This is a genomic window from Bradyrhizobium sp. SZCCHNS3002 (genome assembly GCF_032377435.1).
Lineage (GTDB): Bacteria > Pseudomonadota > Alphaproteobacteria > Rhizobiales > Xanthobacteraceae > Bradyrhizobium.
The window spans coordinates 97,426-120,492 of sequence record NZ_JAUHHY010000017.1 but is presented as its reverse complement, the minus strand read 5'-3'; the positions used below and the strand labels follow the sequence as shown (position 1 = coordinate 120,492).

23 protein-coding genes, 1 tRNA gene and 1 pseudogene are annotated in these 23,067 nt (G+C 65.4%); 13 read left to right on the top strand and 12 right to left on the bottom strand.

All coding sequences use genetic code 11. The features are described 5' to 3' along the window. Nucleotides 1-265: 265 nt before the first annotated feature. Complete coding sequence (locus QW845_RS29095) at nt 266-1,999, top strand: winged helix-turn-helix domain-containing protein (protein WP_315804935.1); 1,734 nt, start codon at nt 266-268, stop codon at nt 1,997-1,999. A 254-nt stretch (nt 2,000-2,253) separates the two neighbouring features. Here QW845_RS29095 and QW845_RS29090 read toward each other — a convergent pair whose 3' ends face one another. Then, nucleotides 2,254-2,859, bottom strand: coding sequence for a TetR/AcrR family transcriptional regulator (locus QW845_RS29090; RefSeq protein WP_315804934.1), 606 nt, complete (start codon nt 2,857-2,859; stop codon nt 2,254-2,256). Between the two features lie 78 nt (nt 2,860-2,937). On the opposite strand from QW845_RS29090, the gene QW845_RS29085 reads away from it, so the two are divergent. The 8 genes and pseudogenes from QW845_RS29085 (at nt 2,938) to QW845_RS29050 (ending at nt 10,614) form a co-directional block, all read left to right on the top strand. Then, nucleotides 2,938-3,888, top strand: coding sequence for an alpha/beta hydrolase (locus QW845_RS29085; protein ID WP_315804933.1), 951 nt, complete (start codon nt 2,938-2,940; stop codon nt 3,886-3,888). A 170-nt stretch (nt 3,889-4,058) separates the two neighbouring features. Next, complete coding sequence (locus tag QW845_RS29080) at nt 4,059-4,961, top strand: DMT family transporter (protein ID WP_315804932.1); 903 nt, start codon at nt 4,059-4,061, stop codon at nt 4,959-4,961. Nucleotides 4,962-5,002: 41 nt separating this feature from the next. Beyond that, nucleotides 5,003-5,863, top strand: coding sequence for an alpha/beta hydrolase (locus QW845_RS29075; protein ID WP_315804931.1), 861 nt, complete (start codon nt 5,003-5,005; stop codon nt 5,861-5,863). Nucleotides 5,864-6,358: 495 nt separating this feature from the next. After that, a pseudogene (locus tag QW845_RS34220) lies at nt 6,359-6,692 on the top strand (transposase); the annotation flags it as partial. Nucleotides 6,693-7,837: 1,145 nt separating this feature from the next. Beyond that, the gene (locus QW845_RS29065; protein WP_315804930.1) at nt 7,838-8,566 is read left to right on the top strand and encodes a helix-turn-helix domain-containing protein; all 729 of its coding nucleotides are present in this window, start codon (nt 7,838-7,840) and stop codon (nt 8,564-8,566) included. Nucleotides 8,567-8,614: 48 nt separating this feature from the next. Beyond that, nucleotides 8,615-8,773 carry a hypothetical protein gene (locus tag QW845_RS29060; protein ID WP_315804929.1) on the top strand — a complete coding sequence of 53 codons (159 nt, stop codon included), beginning with the start codon at nt 8,615-8,617 and terminating at the stop codon, nt 8,771-8,773. Nucleotides 8,774-8,808: 35 nt separating this feature from the next. Next, nucleotides 8,809-9,033 carry a hypothetical protein gene (locus tag QW845_RS29055; RefSeq protein ID WP_315804928.1) on the top strand — a complete coding sequence of 75 codons (225 nt, stop codon included), beginning with the start codon at nt 8,809-8,811 and terminating at the stop codon, nt 9,031-9,033. 120 nt (nt 9,034-9,153) lie between these two features. Next, the gene (locus QW845_RS29050; RefSeq protein WP_315804927.1) at nt 9,154-10,614 is read left to right on the top strand and encodes a hypothetical protein; all 1,461 of its coding nucleotides are present in this window, start codon (nt 9,154-9,156) and stop codon (nt 10,612-10,614) included. 26 nt (nt 10,615-10,640) lie between these two features. Here QW845_RS29050 and QW845_RS29045 read toward each other — a convergent pair. Together QW845_RS29045 and QW845_RS29040 are read right to left on the bottom strand one after the other, a co-directional pair. Beyond that, nucleotides 10,641-10,725 (bottom strand) — tRNA-Leu (locus tag QW845_RS29045). A gap of 136 nt (nt 10,726-10,861) precedes the next feature. Next, nucleotides 10,862-11,155 carry a FliM/FliN family flagellar motor switch protein gene (locus QW845_RS29040; protein WP_409997983.1) on the bottom strand — a complete coding sequence of 98 codons (294 nt, stop codon included), beginning with the start codon at nt 11,153-11,155 and terminating at the stop codon, nt 10,862-10,864. Between the two features lie 20 nt (nt 11,156-11,175). Between QW845_RS29040 and lipB the strand changes: the two genes are divergently transcribed. Then, complete coding sequence (gene lipB / locus QW845_RS29035; RefSeq protein WP_315804926.1) at nt 11,176-11,898, top strand: lipoyl(octanoyl) transferase LipB; 723 nt, start codon at nt 11,176-11,178, stop codon at nt 11,896-11,898. 2 nt (nt 11,899-11,900) lie between these two features. Here lipB and QW845_RS29030 read toward each other — a convergent pair whose 3' ends face one another. After that, nucleotides 11,901-12,329 carry a 4-oxalocrotonate tautomerase family protein gene (locus tag QW845_RS29030; RefSeq protein ID WP_315804925.1) on the bottom strand — a complete coding sequence of 143 codons (429 nt, stop codon included), beginning with the start codon at nt 12,327-12,329 and terminating at the stop codon, nt 11,901-11,903. 108 nt (nt 12,330-12,437) lie between these two features. On the opposite strand from QW845_RS29030, the gene QW845_RS29025 reads away from it, so the two are divergent. Next, on the top strand, nt 12,438-13,295 hold the full coding sequence (locus QW845_RS29025; protein ID WP_315804924.1) for a LysR family transcriptional regulator: 858 nt from the start codon (nt 12,438-12,440) through the stop codon (nt 13,293-13,295). Between the two features lie 59 nt (nt 13,296-13,354). Next, complete coding sequence (locus QW845_RS29020; protein WP_315804923.1) at nt 13,355-14,401, top strand: AraC family transcriptional regulator; 1,047 nt, start codon at nt 13,355-13,357, stop codon at nt 14,399-14,401. Nucleotides 14,402-14,414: 13 nt separating this feature from the next. Here QW845_RS29020 and QW845_RS29015 read toward each other — a convergent pair whose 3' ends face one another. The 3 genes from QW845_RS29015 to QW845_RS29005 are packed head-to-tail and all read right to left on the bottom strand — an operon-like array spanning nt 14,415 to nt 17,094. Continuing rightward, nucleotides 14,415-15,851, bottom strand: coding sequence for a TIGR01777 family oxidoreductase (locus tag QW845_RS29015; protein WP_315804922.1), 1,437 nt, complete (start codon nt 15,849-15,851; stop codon nt 14,415-14,417). Continuing rightward, nucleotides 15,848-16,507: a DUF4166 domain-containing protein gene (locus QW845_RS29010; RefSeq protein WP_315804921.1), complete on the bottom strand. Its 660-nt coding sequence runs from the start codon at nt 16,505-16,507 to the stop codon at nt 15,848-15,850. The genes QW845_RS29015 and QW845_RS29010 overlap by 4 nt, the downstream gene beginning before the upstream one ends. A gap of 17 nt (nt 16,508-16,524) precedes the next feature. After that, a complete protein-coding gene (locus tag QW845_RS29005) occupies nt 16,525-17,094 on the bottom strand; it encodes a GbsR/MarR family transcriptional regulator (protein WP_315804920.1) in 570 nt (189 codons plus the stop codon). A gap of 149 nt (nt 17,095-17,243) precedes the next feature. Between QW845_RS29005 and QW845_RS29000 the strand changes: the two genes are divergently transcribed. Further along, complete coding sequence (locus tag QW845_RS29000) at nt 17,244-18,053, top strand: class I SAM-dependent methyltransferase (RefSeq protein WP_315804919.1); 810 nt, start codon at nt 17,244-17,246, stop codon at nt 18,051-18,053. 24 nt (nt 18,054-18,077) lie between these two features. Here QW845_RS29000 and QW845_RS28995 read toward each other — a convergent pair whose 3' ends face one another. The 5 genes from QW845_RS28995 to QW845_RS28975 form a co-directional block, all read right to left on the bottom strand. Then, nucleotides 18,078-18,380 carry an acylphosphatase gene (locus tag QW845_RS28995; RefSeq protein ID WP_315804918.1) on the bottom strand — a complete coding sequence of 101 codons (303 nt, stop codon included), beginning with the start codon at nt 18,378-18,380 and terminating at the stop codon, nt 18,078-18,080. Beyond that, entirely contained in the window at nt 18,377-19,243 is an 867-nt protein-coding gene (locus tag QW845_RS28990) for an isocitrate lyase/PEP mutase family protein (RefSeq protein WP_315804917.1), read from the bottom strand. The genes QW845_RS28995 and QW845_RS28990 overlap by 4 nt, the downstream gene beginning before the upstream one ends. Before the next feature lie 112 nt (nt 19,244-19,355). Continuing rightward, entirely contained in the window at nt 19,356-21,371 is a 2,016-nt protein-coding gene (locus tag QW845_RS28985) for an acetyl/propionyl/methylcrotonyl-CoA carboxylase subunit alpha (protein WP_315804916.1), read from the bottom strand. Between the two features lie 157 nt (nt 21,372-21,528). Further along, the gene (locus QW845_RS28980; RefSeq protein WP_315804915.1) at nt 21,529-21,756 is read right to left on the bottom strand and encodes a hypothetical protein; all 228 of its coding nucleotides are present in this window, start codon (nt 21,754-21,756) and stop codon (nt 21,529-21,531) included. Nucleotides 21,757-21,824: 68 nt separating this feature from the next. Continuing rightward, complete coding sequence (locus QW845_RS28975; RefSeq protein ID WP_315804914.1) at nt 21,825-22,952, bottom strand: putative zinc-binding peptidase; 1,128 nt, start codon at nt 22,950-22,952, stop codon at nt 21,825-21,827. Between the last annotated feature and the right edge of the window lie 115 nt (nt 22,953-23,067).

Sequence of the window (23,067 nt, the reverse complement as noted above, 5' to 3'; positions counted from 1 at the left end):
GCCGAGGATGCCAACAGCGCGGCCCGCAGGCGGCTGGTTGCCACGAAACAATATTTCCCCGGATTCAACACTTTAGTTCACCTTCCCCTGACACTGGCGGCGAGTCTCGACCGGAGTCATCTCATTGGTAGGAGGTGGTGTCTTGATAAGGGGGCTAGCAATTTTCTGAAGATTTCTGAAACTTGCGTTTCAGACCCGACTTTGGGGCATTTTGGACAGACTTCCGCTATACGAGCCACCTTGAGAGACGCGTTTGGGGGATCATTTGCTTCGTTTCGCGGGCTTCGTGCTGGACCAGCAGGTCGCGGAGCTGCGCAGGCCTGACGGCGGGGTGATCAAGCTCCGGCCGAAGACCTTCGAGATGCTACGGCTGTTCGCCACCAGCGGCGGCCGGGTCCTGAGCAAGCAGGAGCTGATCGAGGCGGTCTGGCCGGACGTCCATGTCGGCGAGGACAGCCTGTTCCAATGCATCCGCGAGCTGCGCAGCGCGCTCGGAGACGACCGGCGGCAGTTGATCAGGCTCGCATCCGGCGGCGGCTATCTGCTGACGGCGGAGGTTGAGGTCGAGCCCGAGGTCACGGCGGGCGGCGAGATGGCTCCGCTCGCCCAGGCCGTGGAGACCAGGCCCCCGGCGCCGGCCAACGGTGCTGTGATACAGGCGACGTCGCAACGCTCAATCTTCGGTTTCAGCCGGCGGGCCATGGTCGCCGCAGTGGCCGGGCTTGGTGCGATCGCGGGGCTTGCGGTGGCTGCACCGGTGTTGAAGCCGGACCTCCTCTTCAGGCGAACGCCGCCGCGCATCGCCGTGATGCCGATCGTTGACACCAGCAGCGATTCGCGCGGCGTGGTGATGGCGGCGGAGGTCACCGGCCGCCTCGTGGACGGTTTTGCCAAGATCCAGAACGTCAGCGTGGTCGCGCCACGATCGGCGGCGGTCGCAGGCGTCGAACCCGCCGGGCTGCCTGCCGCATCATCCGATTACGAAATTCGCGGCGAGTTGCAGCATGGCGATCAATCCTGGACGCTGCGGGCGCGCATGATCAAGACGACCACCGGCGAGGTTCAGGCGGTCGCCGCCGCTTCGGTCGCCGCTGACGAGGCGGACGCGCAGCTTGCGCAGTCCCGCCTCGCCGCCGGCGTGGGTCATGTCCTTGCCCGCCGCCTCAACGAAATGCTGGAGCCCAGCGCGCCGTCGTCCAGCCCGCGCGGATCGTCCGCGGGCGGTGACAAGGTTGCCCTCGAGCAGGCGCTCGCATCGATCAATCAAACCACGCGCGAGCGCTATGGCGCGGCGCAGTCGATGCTGCAAAATGCGCTCACGGAGGATCCCGACAATGTCGACCTCGCCGTCGCGCTTGCTTCGCTGCAGATGCGCGGAATCCAGATGGTCTGGTTCAGCCCGGAGGAAGCGGTCGCGGTCGAGGCCAGGGCCGACGCGACGCTTGAGCGGGCGTTACGGTCGAAGCCGAATTCCATTCCGGTGCTCGAGGCCCATTGCCGCTTCCTCAGCGCCACCAACCATTTCGTCAAAAGTCTCGTGACCTGCGCCAAAGCCTTGAGCTTCGATCCGTGGAACGGGTCTGCGCTTTATCTGATCGGCCTCGGGCAGATCTTTCTCGGCCGCTTCGACGATGCGCTCGCGACATTCCGGCAAGCCGATCGTTACGACACGCCGCCGGCCTCGCGCTGGACCTGGCTGCTCGGCGCGGGCTGGGCGAATCTCTTGATGGGACGCGACGAGGAGGCGTTGCCATGGCTGCAACGCTCGATCGCGATTACGCCGGCGACCGGCCGCTCGCATATGCTGCTCGCCGCTGCCTACCAGAGATCGGGCCGGTTCGAGGAGGCGAGAGCGGCGATGGCGGAGGGACTGAGGCTGCGTCCCGGCACGACGAAACTCAACGTCACGCCGCCTTGGAAAAATGTGAGCCCGGTGTGCCTCGCAGCCTCGGTTCGCATCGTTCAGTCCATGGTCGATGCAGGCTTGCCGGAGCAGTAAGGCCCGCTAGCGCATCAACTGGCGCGCGCGAAAATCCGCTTCGTATCTGAGTTATTGTGCTTGGTGCGCTCGGAGGCCGGATGAAGCGACTTCAATTTCAATGCTTAGCTACACCCAGATGCAGATAGTGCATTCCGTGGCTATTGGTAGGCTTCGCGCTGCACCGGAAAACCGCACCCGCCGGACTGCTCCAGTCCGGCGGCCACCTAAGCATCCGCTGAGAATTTCCGCCGATTGGTCGGGCACAGCGCCGCTCAACTTGCGGGGAAGCGCGCTGCGACGCCCGCCACGACCTCATCGACGATGACACCGAGTTCCGACAGCGAGACGCCGTCACGGGCCTGGATCGAAATTCCTTGCATGACGGCCGCCAGATGTCGGGCCAATCGCTGGATCTGATCGTGCTCCGCGAAGGATGACAGGGCCTGCGCGATCCTGACGCGCAGCGCCTCGCGCCGGGCGGCGGCATCTTGGGCCAGGGCGGCGTGATCAGGATGACAGGCAACGAGGCCGCTCGATATCATGCATCCGCGTTCATGCGGGCGCTGCGTGACATTCTTCACTGCGGCTTCAAGCAATCGCCGCACCGCTGCGGGCAGCGACTCTGCCGATGCGATGGCTGCCTGATCGAGGCAGCCCATTCTCTGCTCATACCGCGCCATCGCCAGCTGATAGAGGCCAGCCTTGCTGCCAAACGCAGCGTAGAGACTCGGCGGCGCAACCCCGATTGCCTTGGTGAGCTCGCCCACCGAGACGCCTTCGTAGCCATGCTGCCAGAACAGCAGCATGGCCGTTTCGATCGCGCCGTCGCGGTCGAAGCTCCAAGGCCGTCCACCGCGCGATTTCCCGTTCTGTTCCATAGCGATCACTAAACTACAGCTTGACACTGAACGTCAACAGAGTTGAATAGCGATCGTTAAACAACATGGAGAGCTCTCATGGGCCAGACCCGCCGCCACGTCTTGTCTGCTGCCGCTGCTCTGGGCGTGATGGCCGTGCAACCGCACAATGCCCTGGCTCAAGGACAGGGAGCGGCTAGCAAGGAAGCGCGCCCCAGCGCTAACCGTGAATTGTTCTCCGTACGCTCAGGGGACGGTACGGTGCTCGCTGCCGAGGCGAAGGGCGACCCCACCGCGCCCGAGATCCTGTTCATCCATGGTCTGCGCCAGAGCCGGCTGAGCTGGGACAAGCAGTTCCTCGATCCAGTGCTGGCCGGCTTCCGAATGGTTCGTTTCGATCTGCGCGGACACGGCGACTCAGAAAAGCCGAGTGCTCTCAACGCCTATTCCGATGCCGATCGATGGGCGGACGATGTCGCGGCCGTCATCGCGACAGCGAAACTGCGCCGCCCCATCCTCGTCGGCTGGTCGCTCGGCGGCTACGTGGCTGGTGCGTATCTCCGCAAGAACGGTGGCGCCGGGATCGCCGGCATCAACCTGGTCGACGCCGTCACCAGATTGTCGCCCGACCTGCTCACGCCGCTCGCGGGCGAGTTCTCCCGGAGCACGACCTCCCACGATCTGGCGGAGCGGGTCGCCGCAACAGCGGATTTCCTCGGCGCCTGCTTCCACCAGCCACCGACCGGCGTGGCGTTGCAGGAGATGCTTGTCGTCAACGGCATGACGCCGTCCGCGGCATACGAAGGCTTCCTCCGAACCTCAACGACCGATCTGGAGCCAGCTTTCGCGAACTACAGCGGTCCAATCCTGTTGACACACGGCGCCCACGATCGCCTCGTTCGCCAAGCCATGTCCGAGCGCATCCGATCGCTCAAGCCGGACAGTCGTTTGTCCGTGTTCGCTGAGAGCGGACACAGTCCGTTCTACGAGGAGCCGGCCCGTTTTGGGCGAGAACTTGCCGCCTTCGTCGTCGCGGCGAACAAGGCGTGATTGACACGCAACGCAACTATCATCCCGCGCGTCACAGGCAGGGGGCCTGGCAGCTGCACGCCGATTTCCTCTGAGCCAGGTGGCCGCGGCCGCCATCTTCGTGCCGGAGCGCGGCTGACGAGTGGTCGCGTGTTGGCGCGCGATGATCAAGCGGGAGCTCTGGAAACGTCATGTCTCTGCTGGAAGTGGCCTGTGCCGTGCTCGTGCCCTTCCTTTGGGGAATGCAGTACGCCATCATCAAGGAAGGGCTGGCCGCCTTTCCACCGCTGTTCTTTGTCGGTCTTCGCTTCGCAATGGTCGCTGCCATTCTGCTGCCGCTCGTCGGGCGACCCACCCGGCGGGAGCTGCGCATGTTTCTGCTCATCTCGATTTTCATCGGCGGGTTGAATTTTGGCCTTGTTTTTGTTGGGCTCACAGGCGCGCCAGCCAGCGTGACCGGCATTGCCAACCAGCTTTGGACGCCGTTAACATTGCTTCTCGCATGGCCGCTGCTTGGCGAGCGGCCATCACTTCTGGCTCTATTGGGTGTCACCATGGCGCTGGGCGGGGTCGCCGTCGCAATCGGCGATCCAGCCAGCGTTGTGCCACTAGTGCCGACCCTCTACGTCGTAGGATCAGCGGCAGCCCTAGCCTTTGGGACCGTGCTCAGCAAGCGCTACGGACCCTTTGAGCCGATGAAGCTGATGGCGTGGATATCGTTGTTCACTGTGCCGCAGGTCCTCGGCGTATCGGCGCTTGTCGAAACGGGACAAGTGTCCGCGCTTTCGGCGGCGAGCATCCCGGCTTGGCTCGCACTTTGCTACACCATCTTCCTGGGCGGCATTGTCGGCTTCGGGCTGTGGTTCTGGTTGGTCTCGCGATGTTCGCTAGCGCGCGTTGCACCGTACACATTGCTGCAGTCGCCTTTCGCTATCGCCGCGGGCGCGCTGTTCAAGCACGAACCGCTGACCCCCGCCGTCGTCGCCGGCGCGCTCATCTGCATCTCGGGCGTTGCCATCACGCAGCGGCAAAGCTCAGGACAGCCCAGTGACAATCCCCGCGGATCACTCACGCCTGCAAGGAGACGATTATGAGCGCCCCTCCAACCAACGGGCTATTCGAGGGATTCTCTCGAGTGGATTACACCACCGCCGGCGTGCGCTTCGCAGGCGTCATGGGCGGCGACGGCCCACCGGTGCTGCTTCTGCATGGCTACCCCGAGACGCATGCAACGTGGCATGCTGTGGCGCCGGCGCTGGCACATCGCTTCTCGATCGTCGCTCCGGACCTCCCCGGCTATGGGCAAAGTTTCGTCCGCAATGATGGGGTTTGGGCCAAGCGCGACGTCGCGACAGAGCTTGTTTCGCTGATGCAATCGCTTGGACATCAGCGTTTCGCTGTTGTCGGGCATGATCGCGGCGCGCGTGTGGGATACCGCCTGGCGCTCGACTTCCCTGAGCAGGTCACAGCCTATTGCTCGATAGCGGTGGTTCCGACCCTCGATGTCTGGCCTGCCGTCGACCGAGAATTTGCGAAATGGGCGTTTCACTGGTTTCTCTTCGCGCAGCCCGGCGACCTGCCTGAGCGTCTTCTGGCGGCCGACCCTGATGCCTTTCTGGACGCCACGCTTGACCACTTGGCGCACGACCTCTCCTCGCTGCATCCGATCGCCGTCGCCGACTATCGCGCGGCGTTCGCCAAACCTTCGGTTCACAGGGCCATCATCAAGGATTATCGCGCAGCTTACGAGATCGATGTCCAGCATGATGCTGCCGACAGACGATCGGGACGGAAGATTGCCTGCCCTGTGCTGGTGGTTTGGCCACGGCACCAACGCCTCGTCGCAGACCAAGGTCACGACGACGCGCTGACCCCTGCGATCGTGTGGCGGCGGTGGGCGGATGATGTTCGGGAGGTTGATATCGACGGCGGCCATTTGCTTCCTGAGCAAGCGCACGAAGCTGTTGTCGATACGTTGCTCTCGTTCCTTGCGTAACATGGTCCGGAACAGTCGCTGTTGCACGGCGAGGTCTGGCGCTCGGGGCGCGTATCGGCAAAGGCCCTGCCAATCTTGGGCATCCTCCTGGACTGAGGCTCGAGCGAAGATCAATTCAGGACGGAGTCGCACGCCTGTGATGCTCGCGTGCATGCGACCCTGACATGGGCGACAGGGAACGTCCTTGCATCTTGTGCTGGGAGACGCAACGGCCATCAATTAATTCAAACGCAAGCGAGCGATTTGTTCTTATTCGGGTGAGCAGGTTGATCATCGCGGGACCGGATGGCTCGATCCCGCGCTGCGCGGGCGGTCCCCACGCAAGTTGTGAGGAGATGTCGCCCCGGCTTCAATCCGGACCGGAGATCATTATTAGGCGGCATCGCCGCCGCGGCCGACGGATGGTTGAGCGCGACGGCCGCCGGCGCGGCCGAGGGTCCGCTGCGATTCCCGGCGTGGACGCACCAGCAGGGATCTCCGTTGCAAGTCCCGCCGTCGGGGCGATGGCAGTCGGGCAGCTCGGTCGATGTGCAGGGGCGCCATCAGCAAGGCGGGCGACGCCGATGTGCGGCGCGCGCTCTACGAAGCAGCGAGCGCGCTGCTGACGCGCTTCAAGCGTCGCGACAAGGTGAAGACCTGGGGACTGGCGGTTGCCAAGCGGTCTGGACACCGCAAGGCGGTGGTCGCGGTGGCGCGCAAACTCGCGGTGATCATGCACGCGATGTGGTGCGACGGCACGGCGTATTGCGGCGATCAGGCCGTCAGCGCCACTGATGCGGCCGCGCATGCCAAGCGCAAGGACCGCAGGCTGCTGGGAGCGCTGGCATGAACCATAGCAACAGCCCGGCAGCAACGAACAGGCGTCGCGGACGACGCGCGAATTGATGGAGCTCCGCTGTCAGCGGATGAGGACCGGTGCAGATTCAAGACGACGGAACGCACGCTATCTTGCCTGCGACGCGGTGCCCGAAGGGGCCGCGCGATCGCGCAAAATTGCCTGTGACGTGGCTCCGTCAGACCGATGGAGAATTACGCCGCGACGGCTATGCTGCTGCCATCGTGCAGCCGCGCCACGCCGCCGCTGAGCGCGGAAAGCTGCACGGCGCACTGGGTGCTTGACAATGACGATGGAGAGCGCCGCTGGCGAAAGCGACGAAGACGACCGTGGCCAAGAGGCAGAGCATCCGGCCGATTAAAGCGGCAAGATAAAAGCGCCTCTCCGCGGCGTAGAATCGGCGGTCGTAAGTGCCTGTCTTGACTACTAGCGCTCTGGCACTCACGAACTTCATTGTTGCTGTTCGAATACAATTAGTGAGGCGGATCAATCCCCCGAATGGCACTATTCGCACCATAGCGTACGTCTGCGCGGATTGGGCGGAATTGGACCTTCGACGGATGAACGTGCTTTCGTTGGTGATCCGAGACTGCACAGAATTGGCCCTGGTGGATCAACACACGGGATCGCCGCGGTGACGAGCGACGGTTGCTCTAGAAGGGCGCTATTTCTCCATCCAGGGATGACCGGTAGACAGTCGGAACCGAGTAAGTTTGTCGAAGCGGATCGCAGGATCGGCATGATGATCCTTTGCGTTTCTCGTGGCATGTTTGCTCATGCGCTACACCAATCCTCCCTCGCATCAACATTCTCCCGCTACGGAAGCTAATCGAGCAGCAGCCGGCGAGAGCGCGTCTGCAGGCCTTCTCGATCGGCATGCGATCGAGCCGACTCGCCGGCGAGCGGGCTCAGCATGGGCAGAGGTTGGTGCACGGGCGTCTCCTCGGGTTCAATTGCAGCCGCCCCCGTTCAGAGATCTTCAGCAACCTCTTCCGTGCGGCCGCCCTGCTCTCCGTCCGCTGCGGCTGAGAGGTGCCGTGACGCTTTCAATCCTTCAACGCTCATGAGCCGCGCTGTTGGCCTTCCCGCATCTCGGCTCCGGTCGATTGCGCCGAGGGCCGACGTTTGAGGGCGCACGCTTGACCATCGTTCGCCGCGAGCACAGGGCGCACTTCACGATCGTGCCGAATGCCGTGTTCACTGACGAGCGGCTTTCGGTCGAGGCCAAGGGCGTGCTCGGTTTCCTGCTGTCACGCCCACACAAGTGGCGCGTCCGTCTCGACCATATCGGGCGGACGCTTCTGGTCGGCCGGAAGAAACTGCAACGCATTTTCCGTGAATTGATCTCAGCTGGCTACGTCACCCGCGAGCAGCAGCGACTAGCCGACGGCCAGCGGTTCGGCGAGATCGATTATGTCGTCCGCGACGTGCCGGTACCTGCCAACGTTGCTGATCCGCCGCGGGGCCGAAAGGGACCTGCGGCTCCGCAGGTCCAAAAGGGACCTGCGTATAAAGAAGCACCGCGGGGCCCAAAGGGACCTGCCTATAAAGAAATAGATAAAAACAGATCATTGTCATCGGCGGACCATGTGCCCCGGGCATCCCGAAGACATCTGGAGGCCAAGCCGATCGAGGCAGCCCATGACGACGATGATGCCGCGCGGCTCGATCTGCGGATCGTCGAGCTGTTCCCGGACAGGGGCGAAGGCTGGGCATTCCTGATCGCCCTTTCCGCGGCGGATCGTGGTGTTCTGCGCGACCATCAGCGACGAGGTGAACTCGACCGAACTGCGGTGGACGAATTGCGAAAGAGGTACCGTGCCCTGCTGGACGACGGACCCGTCAAACCGACGACAAAAGGCCAATAGCGCCGGGTTCGGGTGCCGTCGGAAGCGGAGCTGCCGCAACGGCGCCTGATGCAGTCGATCGTCGAACTCGGCACCGACTGTCCGTTTCACACGCATTTCGCGCCAAACGTTCGCCGCCGAGAAGCCGAGCACTGTTCGAACGGTGCATTTCGGCGTTTCTTGCTCGCGATCGCTGCCATGGCGTTCGCCGCGGCGGTCCGAAATTGATCCAATGGCGCTCACAGATCGGATGGAGATGCTCGATGCCCCGCCGCCCGGCCAGAGTCACGCAGGCAGACATTTCACGCGCGATCCGCGCGGCAAAGGAAACTGATGCCGCTGAGGTCATCGTCGATACGGACGGCGTGATCAGGATCGCACTCACGTCGAGCGCTCGATCGCGTTCCCGATCGAAGATCGATCTCGGCGAAATCTGGACGCCGTCCGAGGCGCTTGCGCGCCGCCTTAATGGCACCGAAAGCGGGTGAAACGCACCTTTCGCGATTGATGCCGTATCCGAGGATTCGTAGACTCCAGGCATTGGTTCACGGAGCCGACCAATGCCTGAGACAGAACGTCCCGATCCCCGCGCGCCCGGGGATCGTCGCATGTACCTCTATTTCAACTATTCCGAATCCGGATCGTTGCGCTGGTACGTCAAGGTCAGCCGGAAGGGACGCCGGATCGGGATCGCCGAAGACTACGGTACGAGCGCGTTCGATGCTGCCTATGAGGCGGCGGTCGCCGCACTCGGAGGAGTGTTGCGGATGCGGCGAGTTAAAGGAACCAACAAGCCCGGTCAACCGGAGCGCCGCTATCTCTACGTCGATGTCAGCCAGCGCGGTCAATTGCGCTACTACGTGCAGCTTCGTAACAAGCTGCCAAAGATCCGGATCAAGGCCGCGTACGGTTCTTCAGAATTCGATGCAGAGGTCGATGCCGCCATCGCCTCCCAGATCGCGCTCTACGGGCAGGAGAGCGACTACGTCAACGCCCAGAAGCAGCGCAACGACCCCTGCCCTGCGCGACCCACTTCGCCGCCAAAGCCCGGGACACTGCGCTGGTACTGGCACGGTTACCGGCAAAGCGACCATTGGCTCGGCGATCTCAGTGTCGGCCATGCCGGTCTTGCCGAGACAACGCGGCTCCAGCGGACGGGGCTGATCGAAAGCCTGCTGATCGAGAATGGCGAGAAGCCATTTGCGGTCCTCACCCGCAACGTCATCAAGGCGGAAATGAAGGCGCGTACTCCCTCGCAGGCCGGCAATCTGTTATCGGCTCTGCGCGGCCTGATGCGCTGGATGATTGACGAGGGCCACCTGGACGAGGACGACGATCCGACGATCGGTCTGCGCTCCGGGAAGGCGCGTGCTTCGCGAGAGAGCGGTGGCTTCCTGCCCTGGACCGAGGAGGACATGGCCAGGTACCGGGCCAAATGGCCGCTCGGCAGCGAGGCGCGGCTGATGTTCGACATCCTGCATTACACGTTCCTGCGGCTTGGGGACGCCCATCGCTTCGGGCCGCCGCACCTGCGCCAGATCGTGCGCAAGATGGCCGTCCAGATCACCACCGAAAAAAGCCGGGGCAATACGATGGTGACCGTACCGGTGCATCCGGAGTTCGCGGAGAGCCTGCGGGCCGCAAGAGCCGCAGGAATCATCGGCGCCGACGTGTTCACCGGAAAGCGCCTGAAGGGGCGCGTGCTGCCGATGAACAAGAAGGCGTGGGCGATGAAGTTCAAGAAGTACGCCGTCCTTGCCGGCGTCAACGAGGCGAAGAAAAGCTGCCATGGGGTCCGCAAGGCGCGCGCCGAAGTGGCCGCCTATGCCGAGTGCACTGAGAGCCAGATGATGGCGATGTTCGGCTGGACCGACCCGAAGATGCCGGCGCACTACATCGCCCAGGCCAACCGCGAGAAGCTCGGCATCAGCGGAATGGACAAGGTGGTCGCGTTCGACCAGGGCCAGTCACTGGATGATTTTTTGAGGCCTGTCGCGGAAAACAGGACAAGAACGACGAGCGGGAACGAAGTGGTAACATTCCCGGGTAACATCCGGAAAAAACCGTAACGATTTCAAGGGAAAACGTGGGTTTGTGGTGCGCTCGGAGGGACTCGAACCCCCACGGTGTTACCCACTGCCACCTCAAGGCAGCGCGTCTACCAATTCCGCCACGAGCGCGAAGAAGAAGCCGGAGCCAGAGGAAGGGCGGCACCGGATCAGTGGCGCCCGTGTATCAAATCGATGTCAGGGGGACAAGGCCCGCCCTGCCCTAAAATACCGGATTGTGGACGGTTTTGGCGTGGGCCGTGGCGCGCTATCGCGACGTCGGCGTCGGCGAGCGCGGCAGCATCTGCTTGACCTCGACCGCGATGCGGTTGCGGTCGACCAGCACCACCCCATTTGCGATCGGCAGATTGTTGGCGAGCACCTTGACGTCGTCGGCCTCGGTGGCATCCAGCTCGATGATGGCGCCGCGGGACAGGCGCAGAACCTGGTGGATGGGCATGGAGCAGGTGCCGAGAACGACCATCAGGTCGACTGTCACTTTATCGAGGGTTGACACTGCAGGACCACCGAAGTCACGACTGGATTTTGATTGCCCAGACATCACCATGTTGTGGTTAGCCAATGGTTAACAGCCGCGAAACACTCGACCTGACCACCTTTGCGGGCCCTCCCGGCAACGCCGTGGATTGGCGCATCTCCGATTCGCCGGTCGACTACGCCCGGGCGACCGAATTCATGGAGGCGCGGGCGGCCGCGATCGCCGCCCATGAGGCCGCGGAGATGGTCTGGCTGCTGGAGCATCCGCCGGTCTACACGTCAGGCACGTCGGGCAAGGCCGAAGACCTGCGCGATCCGCGCTTTCCGCTGGTGCCGACCGGCCGCGGCGGCCAGGTCACCTATCATGGCCCCGGCCAGCGCGTGGCCTATGTCATGCTCGACCTCAAGCGGCGGCGCCCCGACGTGCGCGCCTATGTCGCCGCGCTCGAGGAGACCATCATCCGCACCCTCGACGCCTTCAACGTGCGCGGCGAGCGGCGCGAGGATCGCGTCGGCGTCTGGGTCAAGCGGCCCGACAAGGGCGAGGGCCACGAGGACAAGATCGCCGCCATCGGCGTGCGGCTGAAGCGCTGGGTGACCTTCCACGGCATCGCCATCAATGTCGAGCCGGACCTGTCGCACTTCCAGGCTATCGTGCCCTGCGGCGTGACCGATCCGCGCTACGGCGTCACCAGCCTGGTCGATCTCGGCCTGCCGGTGACGCTCGCCGATGTCGACGTCGCGTTCCGGCAGGCGTTCGAGAGCGTGTTCGGCGCCGTCAGCGTCGCGCAGCCGGAGACGGCATGAGCTCACGCGGCGCCCTGCTGCGGCGGGACGTCGAGCTTCGCCGCAACATAGCGGCGCTCCTGGCTCAGGCCGCCGAAGCCGTAGGCATCCGCCTTGACCTCGTCGACATGCAGATAGGTCTCGTGATGCAGCGGGCCGATCAGCTCGGCCATGCGCGCGAACACCGCGGCGAGATAGGCGGCCTTCTCGTCCTTGGTGTTGGTGCCCTCGCTGACGTGAACGTCGATCCAGTAGCTGGCAAGCCCTTGCTCCGCCAGCGAGGCGCCGCCAGCGAACCAGTCCGCGGCGTCCGCTTCCGAGACGATGACGGCGGTGACCTTGGGATCCTTGCGCAGGATGCGCGCGGTCAGTTCGGTGATGGCGTCCGCAATGGCCTTCTTCAGCGACGGCGGGCGGCGCTGGCTGGCATAGACGATGTTGATCAACGGCATGGTCGGCTCCCGGTATCCAGCGCGTGACTGCGCTTCGGGAGCAAAGCTAGCCGCGCGCCGCTCATTTTGGTATCTTATCAATATGGATATCAATGATAACGAGTTCATATGACCGCCACGCTCGACATCGCGACCGTCCGCGCCTTTCTGCTGGTGAGCGACCTGCACAGCTTCACCCGGGCGGCCGAGACGCTCGGCACCACCCAGGCCGCGGTCAGTCTCAAGCTGCAGCGGCTCGAAGCGCTGCTCGGAAAGCGGCTGGTCGAGCGTTCGCCGCGCGCGGTCCGGCTCACCGCCGACGGCGCGGCCTTCGCCGAGAACGCCCGCGCTCTGGTTGCCGCGCATGACCTCGCGCTCGCCGGCGCGCCGCGTGTCCGGCCGCTGCTGTCGCTCGGGATCAGCGATCACGTCGCCGGCCCTGAGCTGGTGCCGATGCTCGAGCAGTTACATGCTGCCATGGCGGACCTCGTCCTGTCGGTCAGCATCGGCTTCTCGCGCGACCTGCTCGACCGCTACGATGCCGGCAAGCTCGACGCCGTGATCGTCCGCCAGGAGGCGAGCCGCCGCGGTGGCGAGGCGTTGATCACGGACGAGTTCGGCTGGTTCGCAGCGCCCAGATTTCGTCTGCCGGCCGGCGGCACGCTGCCGCTCGCCACGCTCGCACCGCCCTGTGGCGTGCGCAGCATCGCGGTCCGCGCGCTCGAGCGTGCGCGAATCAGCTTCAGCGAGACGTTCGTCGGCGGCGGGGTGACGGCCGTTGCGGCCGCCGCGCGCGCCGGTCTTGCGATTGCGCCGCTGGCCCGCCGGATCGCACCCAGCGGACTGATCGATATCGGAACGGATCTCGGCCTGCCCAAGCTCGGCCGCTCCAAGGTGATGCTGCATGCAAAGGCGGGAGATGCGGCCAAGCGCGCGGCCTTGCGCACGCTGGCCGCGGCATTCCGAAGCGCCGCGATGTCGAAGTAATTGACGCCGACAGGACCTGATGTAGCATGGGTTAATAATCGGAGTTCAGGAGCAGCGGCTTGAACCGTCTCTTGACCGCAGCTGACATCGTCAGCGCCCCAGCAAAGCCGAGCCCGGCCTCGACCGGCGCGACCGGCCTCGAACCATTGCATCGCCACGCGCTGATCCGGACCTCGAACGCCGACGTGCTGCGCGACCTCGCGGGGCGCCGGCTCGGCGCCGAGCGCGTCGACTTCAGGAACGCCGAGCGCTTCGAGGCGATCGTCAACCTGATCGAACTCGAGACCATCGGTCTCGCCTTCGGCACCACGACCTGCGACATGGTCTGCGACCATCGCGCCGCCGACTTCATCAGAGTGCAGATCGCCCTGAAGGGACGCGCGATCAGTTGCACTCCCGGCGAGGCGACCGACGTCAATGAGCATCAGTTCGCGGTCGCGCCGGCCGGCGTGCCATGGCAGATGGCGTGCCAGGGCGGCCATCGGCGACTGACCCTGCGGCTCGATCCGCAGGCGCTGCGACGGCGCCTCACGGCGCTGGTCGGCGTGCAGCCGCGCGCCGACTTTGCGATCGACCCTGCCATTCCGGCCGCCGATCCGCAGGCCCGCAGCCTGATGCGACTGCTGGACTTCCTGACGACCCAGCTCAACGAGCAGGATACGGCGTTCCCCGCCGCAGTCTATCGCGAGCTGGAGGATGCGGTACATGTCGCCTTCCTCTGCGCCAGCCGTCATCGTTTCCGCGACACGCTCCTGGATCCCTCTCCGATGCCGGACTTCGGTCTGGTCAAGCGGCTCGAGGACTACATCGAGGCCAACTGGCGCGAGCCGATCACGATCGAGCGCTTGGCGCGCGAGGCCGGCGTCAGCGTCCGGTCGATCTTCCGCTTGTTCGAGCGTGTGCGCGGCTATTCGCCGATGGCCTTTGCCAAATCGGTGCGCCTGCGGCGCGCCCACGAGATGCTGCGCTCGGGCGATCCCGCCGTCACGGTGGCGGCGGCAGCCGCCGCCTGCAACTTTGCCAATGCCGGACACTTCGCCCGCTACTACCGCGCCACGTTCGGCGAGCTGCCATCGGCAACGATGGCCCGGGGCGAGCGGTCATGACGCGCTCGGCCGCTCACAGGATGGATTCGAGCGCGCTGCGCAGGCTCTGATGCCGGAACACGAAGCCGCTCGACAGCGCCTTGTTCGGCACCACGCGCTGGCCGCCGAGCAAGAGCTCCTCGGCGAAGTCGCCGCCGATCCGGCGCAAGAGGCCGGCGGGAACACGCAGCAGCGCCGGACGCCGCAGGCAGCGCGCGAGCTCGGCGGTGAAGGCGAGATTCCGCACCGGCAGCGGCGCCGTCGCATTGACCGGCCCGGTGATGGCATCGGTCGCGATCACATGGGCGATCAGCCGAACGAGATCGTCGCGCTCGATCCAGGACATCCATTGCAGGCCGGAGCCGAACGGCCCGCCCAGGCCGAACTCGAACGGCGTCAGCATCCGCGCCAGGAAGCCGCCGTCGCGGCCGACGACGAGCCCGATCCGCAGCAGTGCGACGCGGACACCGTGCGCTTCGGCACCGCGCGCCGCCTGTTCCCAGGCGTCGCAGAGGTCATGGCTGAAGCAGGCATGCGACTTGGCCGATTCGGTCAGCGGCTGGTCCTGCCACAGGCCGTACCAGCCGATCGCCGAACCGTTGACCAACACCTTCGGCTTGCGGTCGAGCCGCGCGATCAGGGATACGACCGCTTCCGTCGTAGCAAGCCGGGACTGCAGGATCGTCGCGCGCCTGGCCGCGGTCCACGGCGCGTTGCCGATCGGCTCGCCGGCCAGGTTGACGATCGCGTCGATACGGGTGCCGGAGGCGAGCTGATCGAGACGTGTGATCAAGGTCAGCGGCGCCGGCAGCATGGCGGCCTTGGCCGGGTCGCGAACCAGGGCGACGACGTGATGGCCGGCCGCGGCGAGACCGGCCGCCAGCCGCGCGCCGATGAAACCGGTCGCACCCGTGATCAGGATGGTCTGCGCTGGCGGCAGCGCCGCGACCAGCCCGGCCGCATCCGGCTGCGACATCCGCGCAAGGCGCCGGGCCGCGGCGAAGTCGCGCAGGCCGCACAGCGCGGCGCCAACCGCGGCAGCAGCAGCAATCCAGCTCAGCACGCCGGCATAGGCCGGCACGATCACCGAAGGCCGCATCGCCCAGCCGATCAGCAGCGGCACCAGCAGCATGAGGATCGCGCCGTAGTTGATGGCGAGCAGTGTGTGATTGACGCGTTCGCTCGGCGGCAGCTTGCGCGTCAGATCCTCCTCGACGAAATCGGTGAGGGTGATAGCGATCTCGGCCAGAAGCACCGCGAGCACGAGGATCGCGAACAATCCATGCACCTCGCACCAGCCGAGGACGGCGAACAGCAGCGCATAGAGCCCATTGCGGACGCCGTGCAGCTTGAGCTCGCCCCGCTGTGACGGGCGCCAGGCCAGGCGCTCGGTGAACTCATGGTGATAGAAGGTGTCGAACACGCCCATCACGATCTGAAGCGCGATCAGGGACCAGAGCAGCGGCGTCATGGTGCGGACTCCCGGAACACGGCGCTCTGGCGGATGATGCGCCCGAAGCGCGGATGGACGATCTCGAGCGAGAAGCGAAAGACGCCGCTGCCGAGATCGGAATGGGTGACGGTGAGGTCGCCGGGCGTGAGCCATGCCGGCAGCACCCAGCGCCGGCCGGCGAAGTCGAACGTGTAGCCGGCGCTATGGAAATGAAGCGCGCCATCGGCGACGCCGACGCGCAGGCTCATGCTGAGGCCCCAGCCGAGATATTCCTCGAGCCCCGTCGGACCGGCGAAGCGCTTGGCGGAATGGATCACCTGCGGGAAGCCATGCGGGCGCCCGCAGATGCGCGTCCAGATCTGGCCGCCACTCGCCGCGTCCTCGGTCACCGCGACGATCATCGGCACGCCGATGTTCGCGCGCGTCGGCAGCGGCCCGCCGATCAGCCGCGCCAGATGCGCGAACCAGAAGCCGGCACGGCTGATCTCGGCCTGATCGACCTCGCCGACATAGACGACGGTGGCGCCATCGGCGAGGCGCTTGGAGAAGCGGCGCCAGATCGACACCGGCAGCCGTCCCCAATCCTCGGCCGACAGCAGCGCACGAAACCTGTGATCATCATGAAGCCTGGCGCTGGCGGGCGTTGAAAGTCCGGGATGTCGCATGGTCACCATGACGCCCTCCACTCTCTTCAAACGCTGCCGGACCTGGACCTTCCCGACGGCAGCAGGTTGACGATCTTCTCGCCGAGCTTGATCAGCGTGACGAGGCGCGGCCGCGGCACCTTCAGCATCTGCACGTACCAACGGTCGACCAGCTCGGTGAACGCCAGCATGTCCTTCAGCCGCTTGGCTGCGACCGCGCTGATCGCGGGATCGCCGGTCGCCTCCGCGACGCAGGCGCGCAGCGCCGCGATGGCGGGGTCGATCTCGCGTTCCTTGCGGCCGGCCGCGATCCGCTGCGCCACCTCCCAGATGTCGGTCTCGGCCTCGAAATGATCGCGGCGGTCGCCGAGGATCGGCACGCGCCGGATCAAGCCCCAGGCGAGCAGCTCCTTCAGCGAGTTCGAGACGTTGGAGCGGGCCATGCCGAGCGTGTCGGCGATGTCCTCCGCCGTCATCGGCTTCTCGGCGAGGTACAGCAGCCCGTGGATCTGGCTCACCGAGCGGTTCACGCCCCACTGGTCGCCCATGTCGCCCCAGTTGAGGATGAAGCGCTCGACGGCGGGAGGAAGTTTTCGATGACCTGCAATTTCTGTCATGACAGAAATATCTGACTGAAGAGAGTGAATGTCAAGAGGCGCGGCTTTGAACCGGACTGGCGGCCGGCCAGACGGATGTTACGGCGCACATTTTGCGCCTGCCGACCGCCCGGTTCCCCGCCTGCCCCCCTCTGCAACAGGAGCAAGCCATGACGGCATCCGACAAGGCGTTCACTGGATCGATCCCGCAGATCTACGATCAACTGATGGTTCCCTTGATCTTCGCGCCCTACGCGCTGGACCTCGCGCGGCGCATCGCGGCGTACCTGCCGCGCGACGTACTGGAGACGGCGGCAGGCACCGGCGTGGTGACGCGGGCCCTGCACGCTCAACTGCCGCCGGAGGTCCGGATCACCGCCACCGATCTCAACGAGCCGATGCTCGCGCAGGCGAGGACCCATCTCGCCGCTGCGGACCGCATCGCATTTCATCAAGCCGATGCGCTGGCCCTGCCCTTTGCCGATGCGAGCTTCGATGCCGTCGCCTGTCAGTTCGGCGCGATGTTCTTCCCCGATCGCGTCAAGGGCTATGCGGAGGCCCGCCGCGTGCTCCGGCCCGGCGGACGTTTCGTCTTCAACGTCTGGGACCGGATCGAGGAGAATGAAATTCCTCACGTCGTTCACGAGACGTTGCAACAGGTCTTCCCCGAAAGCCCGCCGCAGTTCTTCACCCGGACTCCGCACGGCTATTTCGATGCCGGGCGGATCGAGGCCGATCTGACCGCAGCGGGCTTCACGGACATCGCGATCGAGACGGTGACGCATCGCAGCCGCGCGGCTTCGCCTCAGGACGCGGCCATGGCATTTTGCCAGGGCACGCCGATGCGCGGCGAGATCGAAGCGCGCGGCAGGCCCGGCCTCGCCGCCGTGACGCAGGCGACCGCGGAAGCGCTGGCGCGCCGCTTTGGCGAGGGTGCCATCGAAGGCCGGATACAGGCGCTGGTGATCTCAGCGGAGTGAGCGACGGGCTCGCGCGCCGTGTCGTTAGAGCGTCGGCAACACGGAGAACGCCTCGCCCGGCCGGCGCGGTTTGAGCTGATCGGCCGTCGCCGGGTTTTCCATCACGGCATCGACACGCGCTGCTGGCGGTCCCTCGCGGCAGGCTGCCAACACGGCGGCGACGTCGTCCGAGGGACCCGCGAACAACGCCTCGACACTGCCATCGCTGCGATTGCGCACCCAGCCTTCGAGGCCGTTGAGGATGGCCTGGTCCTCGACCCATGCGCGGTAGCCGACGCCCTGGACGCGGCCGCGAACCATGACGTGGACGATGGCGCGATCGGTCATGATCCGAGCCCCAGAAAATCGCGCAGGCGCTTCTTCACATCGGCGTCGCGCATCACGCGTGCCGTCAGTTCGGCCGACGGCAGCCCCTTGAGCTGCTTCGGCGAGACGCCGTCACGCAGCGCCTTCAGCGTCTCATACACCGCCTGCGTCGCGGCGGCGATCGGCGCATGGCCCTGCAGCGCGACGCGGACACGGCGCGAGGCGAGATAGCCGAGATCGGACATCTCCTCCGGCGCACCGCCGAGCACGATCGGCAGCGTGGTGGCGGCCGCGATCGCGTCGAGCTGATCGCGCGAGGTGATGCCGGTGAAGAACAGCCCGTCGACGCCGCAGGCCTCATACGCCCTGGCTCGCGCGATCGCGTCGTCGAGCGAGGTGATGGAGACCGCGCCCGTCCGTCCCAGGATGACCAGCGCGGGATCGCCTCGGCCGTCGAGCGCTGCCTTCACCTTGCCGACACCCTCGGCTAACGGGATCAGCTGCGGCTTCGCCTCGCCATAGCCCTGCGGCAGCAGCGTATCCTCGATGGTGAGACCCGCGGCCCCGGCCGCTTCCAGCTCCTGCACCGTGCGGCGCACGTTCATCGCATTGCCGTAGCCGTGATCGGCATCGACCAGCACCGGCAGCGCTGCCGCGCGCGACATCCGCCGCATCTGCTCGGCGAGCTCGGTCAAGGTGATCAAGGCAATGTCGGGATCGCCGAGGACGGCGAGCGAAGCCGCCGAGCCGCCGAACATGCCGAGTTCGAAGCCGAGGTCCTCGGCAACGCGGATCGAAATCGCGTCGTAAACGGAGCCGGGATGGACGCAGCGATCGCTGGCGAGGATTGTGCGCAACGCTTCTCGGCGAGTACGGAACGTCATCACGCCCTACCTCTCTCCGTCATTGCGAGGAGCGAAGCGACGAAGCAATCCAGAGTCTCTTGCTGGGCCCTGGATTGCTTCGCTTCGCTCGCAATGACGGCGGTTAGACTTACTACGCAAACTCCAGGATCAGCGCGTCCACCGCGAGCGTCGCGCCGGCGGTCGCGTGGATCTTCTTCACCGTGCCGTCCTGCTCGGCGCGCAGCACGTTCTGCATCTTCATGGCTTCGACCACGGCCAGCGTCTCGCCGGCCTTGACCTCCTGCCCTTCGGTCACGGCGATCGAGACCACGAGGCCGGGCATCGGGCACAGCAGCTTCTTGCCGCTATCACCCGCGGTGACGACCGGCATCAGCCGCGCCGCGGTCGCCTCGGTTTCCGTGTAGACGTAGACCGGTGCTTCGACGCCCTGATGCGCGAGCCGCACACCGTTCGCAATCAGGCGCGTCTGCACGGCGATGGCAGCGCCATCGATGGTGCCGTGCCAGACCGCATCGCCCGGTTTCCAATCCGACACCAGCTGATGCGCCGGGCCGACCTTGCCGTCGCCCCCGACGAAGCGGACCGTGATCGCGCCGTTCTCCCTGGTGATGTCGAGCAGGATCTCGTCGCGCCCGAGCCACACCGCGCGGCGGCCCTGTCGCTTCACAGGCCGGCCGATCATCTGCTGCGAAATCTGCCGCTTGCGCTCGCCGAGCACGTGGTCGATCGCAGCACCCACCGCCGCCAGCCGGCGCGCGATCTCGCCTTCCGGCGCACGCGCGGCAAAGCCCTTGGGAAACTCCTCGGCGATGAACCCGGTCGACAGCCGGCCCTCGCGCCAGCGCGGATGGTTCATCAGCGCCGACAGGAACGGGATGTTGTGGCGGATGCCGTCGACATAGAACGCATCGAGCGCGGTCGACTGCGCCTCGATCGCGGCAGCCCGCGACTCCGCATGGGTGACGAGCTTGGCGATCATCGGATCGTAATAGATCGAGATCTCGCCGCCCTCCTGCACGCCGGTGTCGTTGCGCACGGTGATGCCGTCAGCCTTGCTCTCCGCCGGCGGGCGATACTTCACGAGGCGGCCGATCGACGGCAGGAAGCTGCGGAACGGATCTTCCGCATAGACGCGGGATTCCACTGCCCAGCCGGTCATCGTCACATCCTTCTGCGCAAGCGAAAGCTTCTCGCCGGCGGCGACGCGGATCATCTGCTCGACGAGATCGATGCCAGTGACGAGCTCGGTCACGGGATGCTCGACCTGGAGGCGCGTGTTCATCTCGAGGAAGTAGAAGCTCTTGTCCTGGCCGGCGACGAACTCGACGGTGCCGGCTGAGTCGTAGTTCACCGCCTTGGCGAGCGCCACGGCCTGCTCGCCCATCTTGCGCCGCGTCTCCTCGTCGAGCAGCGGCGACGGCGCCTCCTCGATGACCTTCTGGTTGCGGCGCTGGATCGAGCATTCGCGCTCGCCGAGATAGATCACGTTGCCATGCTTGTCGCCGAGCACCTGGATCTCGATGTGGCGCGGATCGACGATGAACTTCTCGATGAAGACGCGATCGTCGCCGAACGAGGCCTTGGCCTCGGCCTTGGCGAGATTGAAGCCCTCGGCGACCTCGGCGGTCGAATGCGCGATGCGCATGCCCTTGCCGCCGCCGCCGGCGGAGGCCTTGATCATCACGGGGTAGCCGATCTCGTCGGCGATGCGCACCGCGTGCTTGTCGTCCTCGATGACGCCGAGGAAGCCGGGCACGGTCGAGACCTTGGCCTTGGCGGCCGCCTTCTTCGATTCGATCTTGTCGCCCATCGCGGCGATCGCGCCTGGGTTCGGGCCGATGAAGACGATGCCGGCCTCGGCCAATGCCCGCGGGAAAGCCTCGCGCTCGGACAGGAAGCCGTAGCCCGGATGCACCGCCTCGGCGCCGGTCTTCTTGCAGGCCTCGACGATGCGGTCGATGAGGAGATAGCTCTCGGCGGCGGCGGGCGGGCCGATCAGCACGGCATCATCTGCCATCTCGACATGCAGCGCATCGCGGTCGGCTTCCGAATAGACCGCAACGGTTCGGATTCCCATGCGGCGGGCAGTCTTGATGACCCGGCAGGCGATCTCGCCGCGGTTCGCAATCAGAATGGTTTTGAACATGTTCTTGCTTGATACCTTTGGGCGGGCTCCCCGCTCGTGGCACAGGCGTCACACCGCGAGCTTGACCGGTTCGTCTATACCAAAATCGCCCGCGCGCAACCCGCCTCTCGCTCGGACCGTGCCGTCCGGCGAGGCATGCCAGCCGCGGGCATTGCCGTCACCCGGAATAGCTGTGGAAACGTCCGCGCGCATAGGCGCGGGACACCGCCTTCATGAGCTCGCCGACCTCGGTCTCGAGAAAATCGTTCGCAACAATCAGGGCCCGAATGGCCGCGCGCAGGTCGCCCCCGCAGGCGGCAATGGCCTGATCCACGGCGGCCTCCAGCGCGAGGTGTTCAGCGTCCGTGGCTTGAGCATCGGTGTTGGATTGCGATCTGGGCTGCATGCGCGATGGCGGTCCTCGCTCCGGTCACGCCGTCATGTTCACTTTATGTTCTCTGGAGTCAAGGCGGATCACGCCGCCCCGATCTCTTGATGCTGCGGCTCGGCCTGCGGCTTTTCGGGCGCCAGGGTGACGGACGTCTCCTGGCCGCCCTGCCGCACCAGGCGGTGGATGAAGCCGAGCTTGCCGATGACCGGCGGCGTCAGGATGAAGGGATACAGATCGCGCGCGCCCATCGCCCGCGCGACGCTGTTCATGGCGAAGGTGAACGGCAGCCAGGCGTTGACGATGGTGTCGAAGTCCTCCGCGACATACGGATCGAAGGTGACGCGCGCTGTCAGTCCGCCGATCTGGTCGGCGGGCGGATCGATCTCGATACCGAACTCGGAGGCCATCTCCAGCGTATCGACGATGTGGAGGTAGTGCGCCCAGGTCTCGGCAAAATCCTCCCACGGATGCGTGGTGGCGTAGGCGGAGACGAAATTGTCCTGCCAGTTCACCGGCGGCCCCTGGTCGTAGTGCCGCTTCAGTGCCTCGCCGTAGTCCTGGGTATCGTCGCCGAACACCGCCCGGCATTCGTCGAGCCTTCCGGCATCGCGCACCAGCACGTCCCAGAAATAGTGTCCGACCTCGTGGCGGAAATGGCCGAGCAAGGTGCGGTACGGCTCGCCCATTTCGAGCCGGCGCCGCTCGCGCTCGAAATCGTCGGCCTCGGCCAGCGCAATGGTGATGAGGCCGTTATCGTGTCCGGTCAAAACCTTCTGCTGGCCGGCAGGATCATCGGCGAGGAAGTTGAAGATCAGGCCGTGCTCGGGATCCTCGATCCGTGTCTTCACGGGAAGCTTCCACCGGATCAGCGAGTAGAACAGCCGGTGCTTGGCCACCTCCAGCTCTCGCCATCCGGCGAGCTGCGCCGGATCGGACAGATTGGGAATCGTGCCGTTGTGCCGGCAGGCGCGGCAGAAGCCTGCGGTCTCGCCGATCTCAAGCAGCCAGTTGCACGCGTCGTGTTCGGCATTGGCGCAGAAGAAGCGCCCGGCCCTGCCGTCAGCCAGCGTCCGGAAACCCTCCTCCGCCGGCTCGATCGCCGACAGGGTCTGGCGCTCCGGCATGAAGGCGAGCTGATGGCCGCAGCGACCGCAGCTGCGATTCTCGAAATACAGGATGTTCTTGCAGGCCTGACAGACGAAGAGCTTCACGGTACGGACCTACGTGTTGCGGTGTTCAGGGCCTGACGACGCACGACAGTAACAGTCCGTTCCGGGGACGCGGAACTTTTTATCTGCCTCGACGTTCACGTCATGCGGTCGTTTG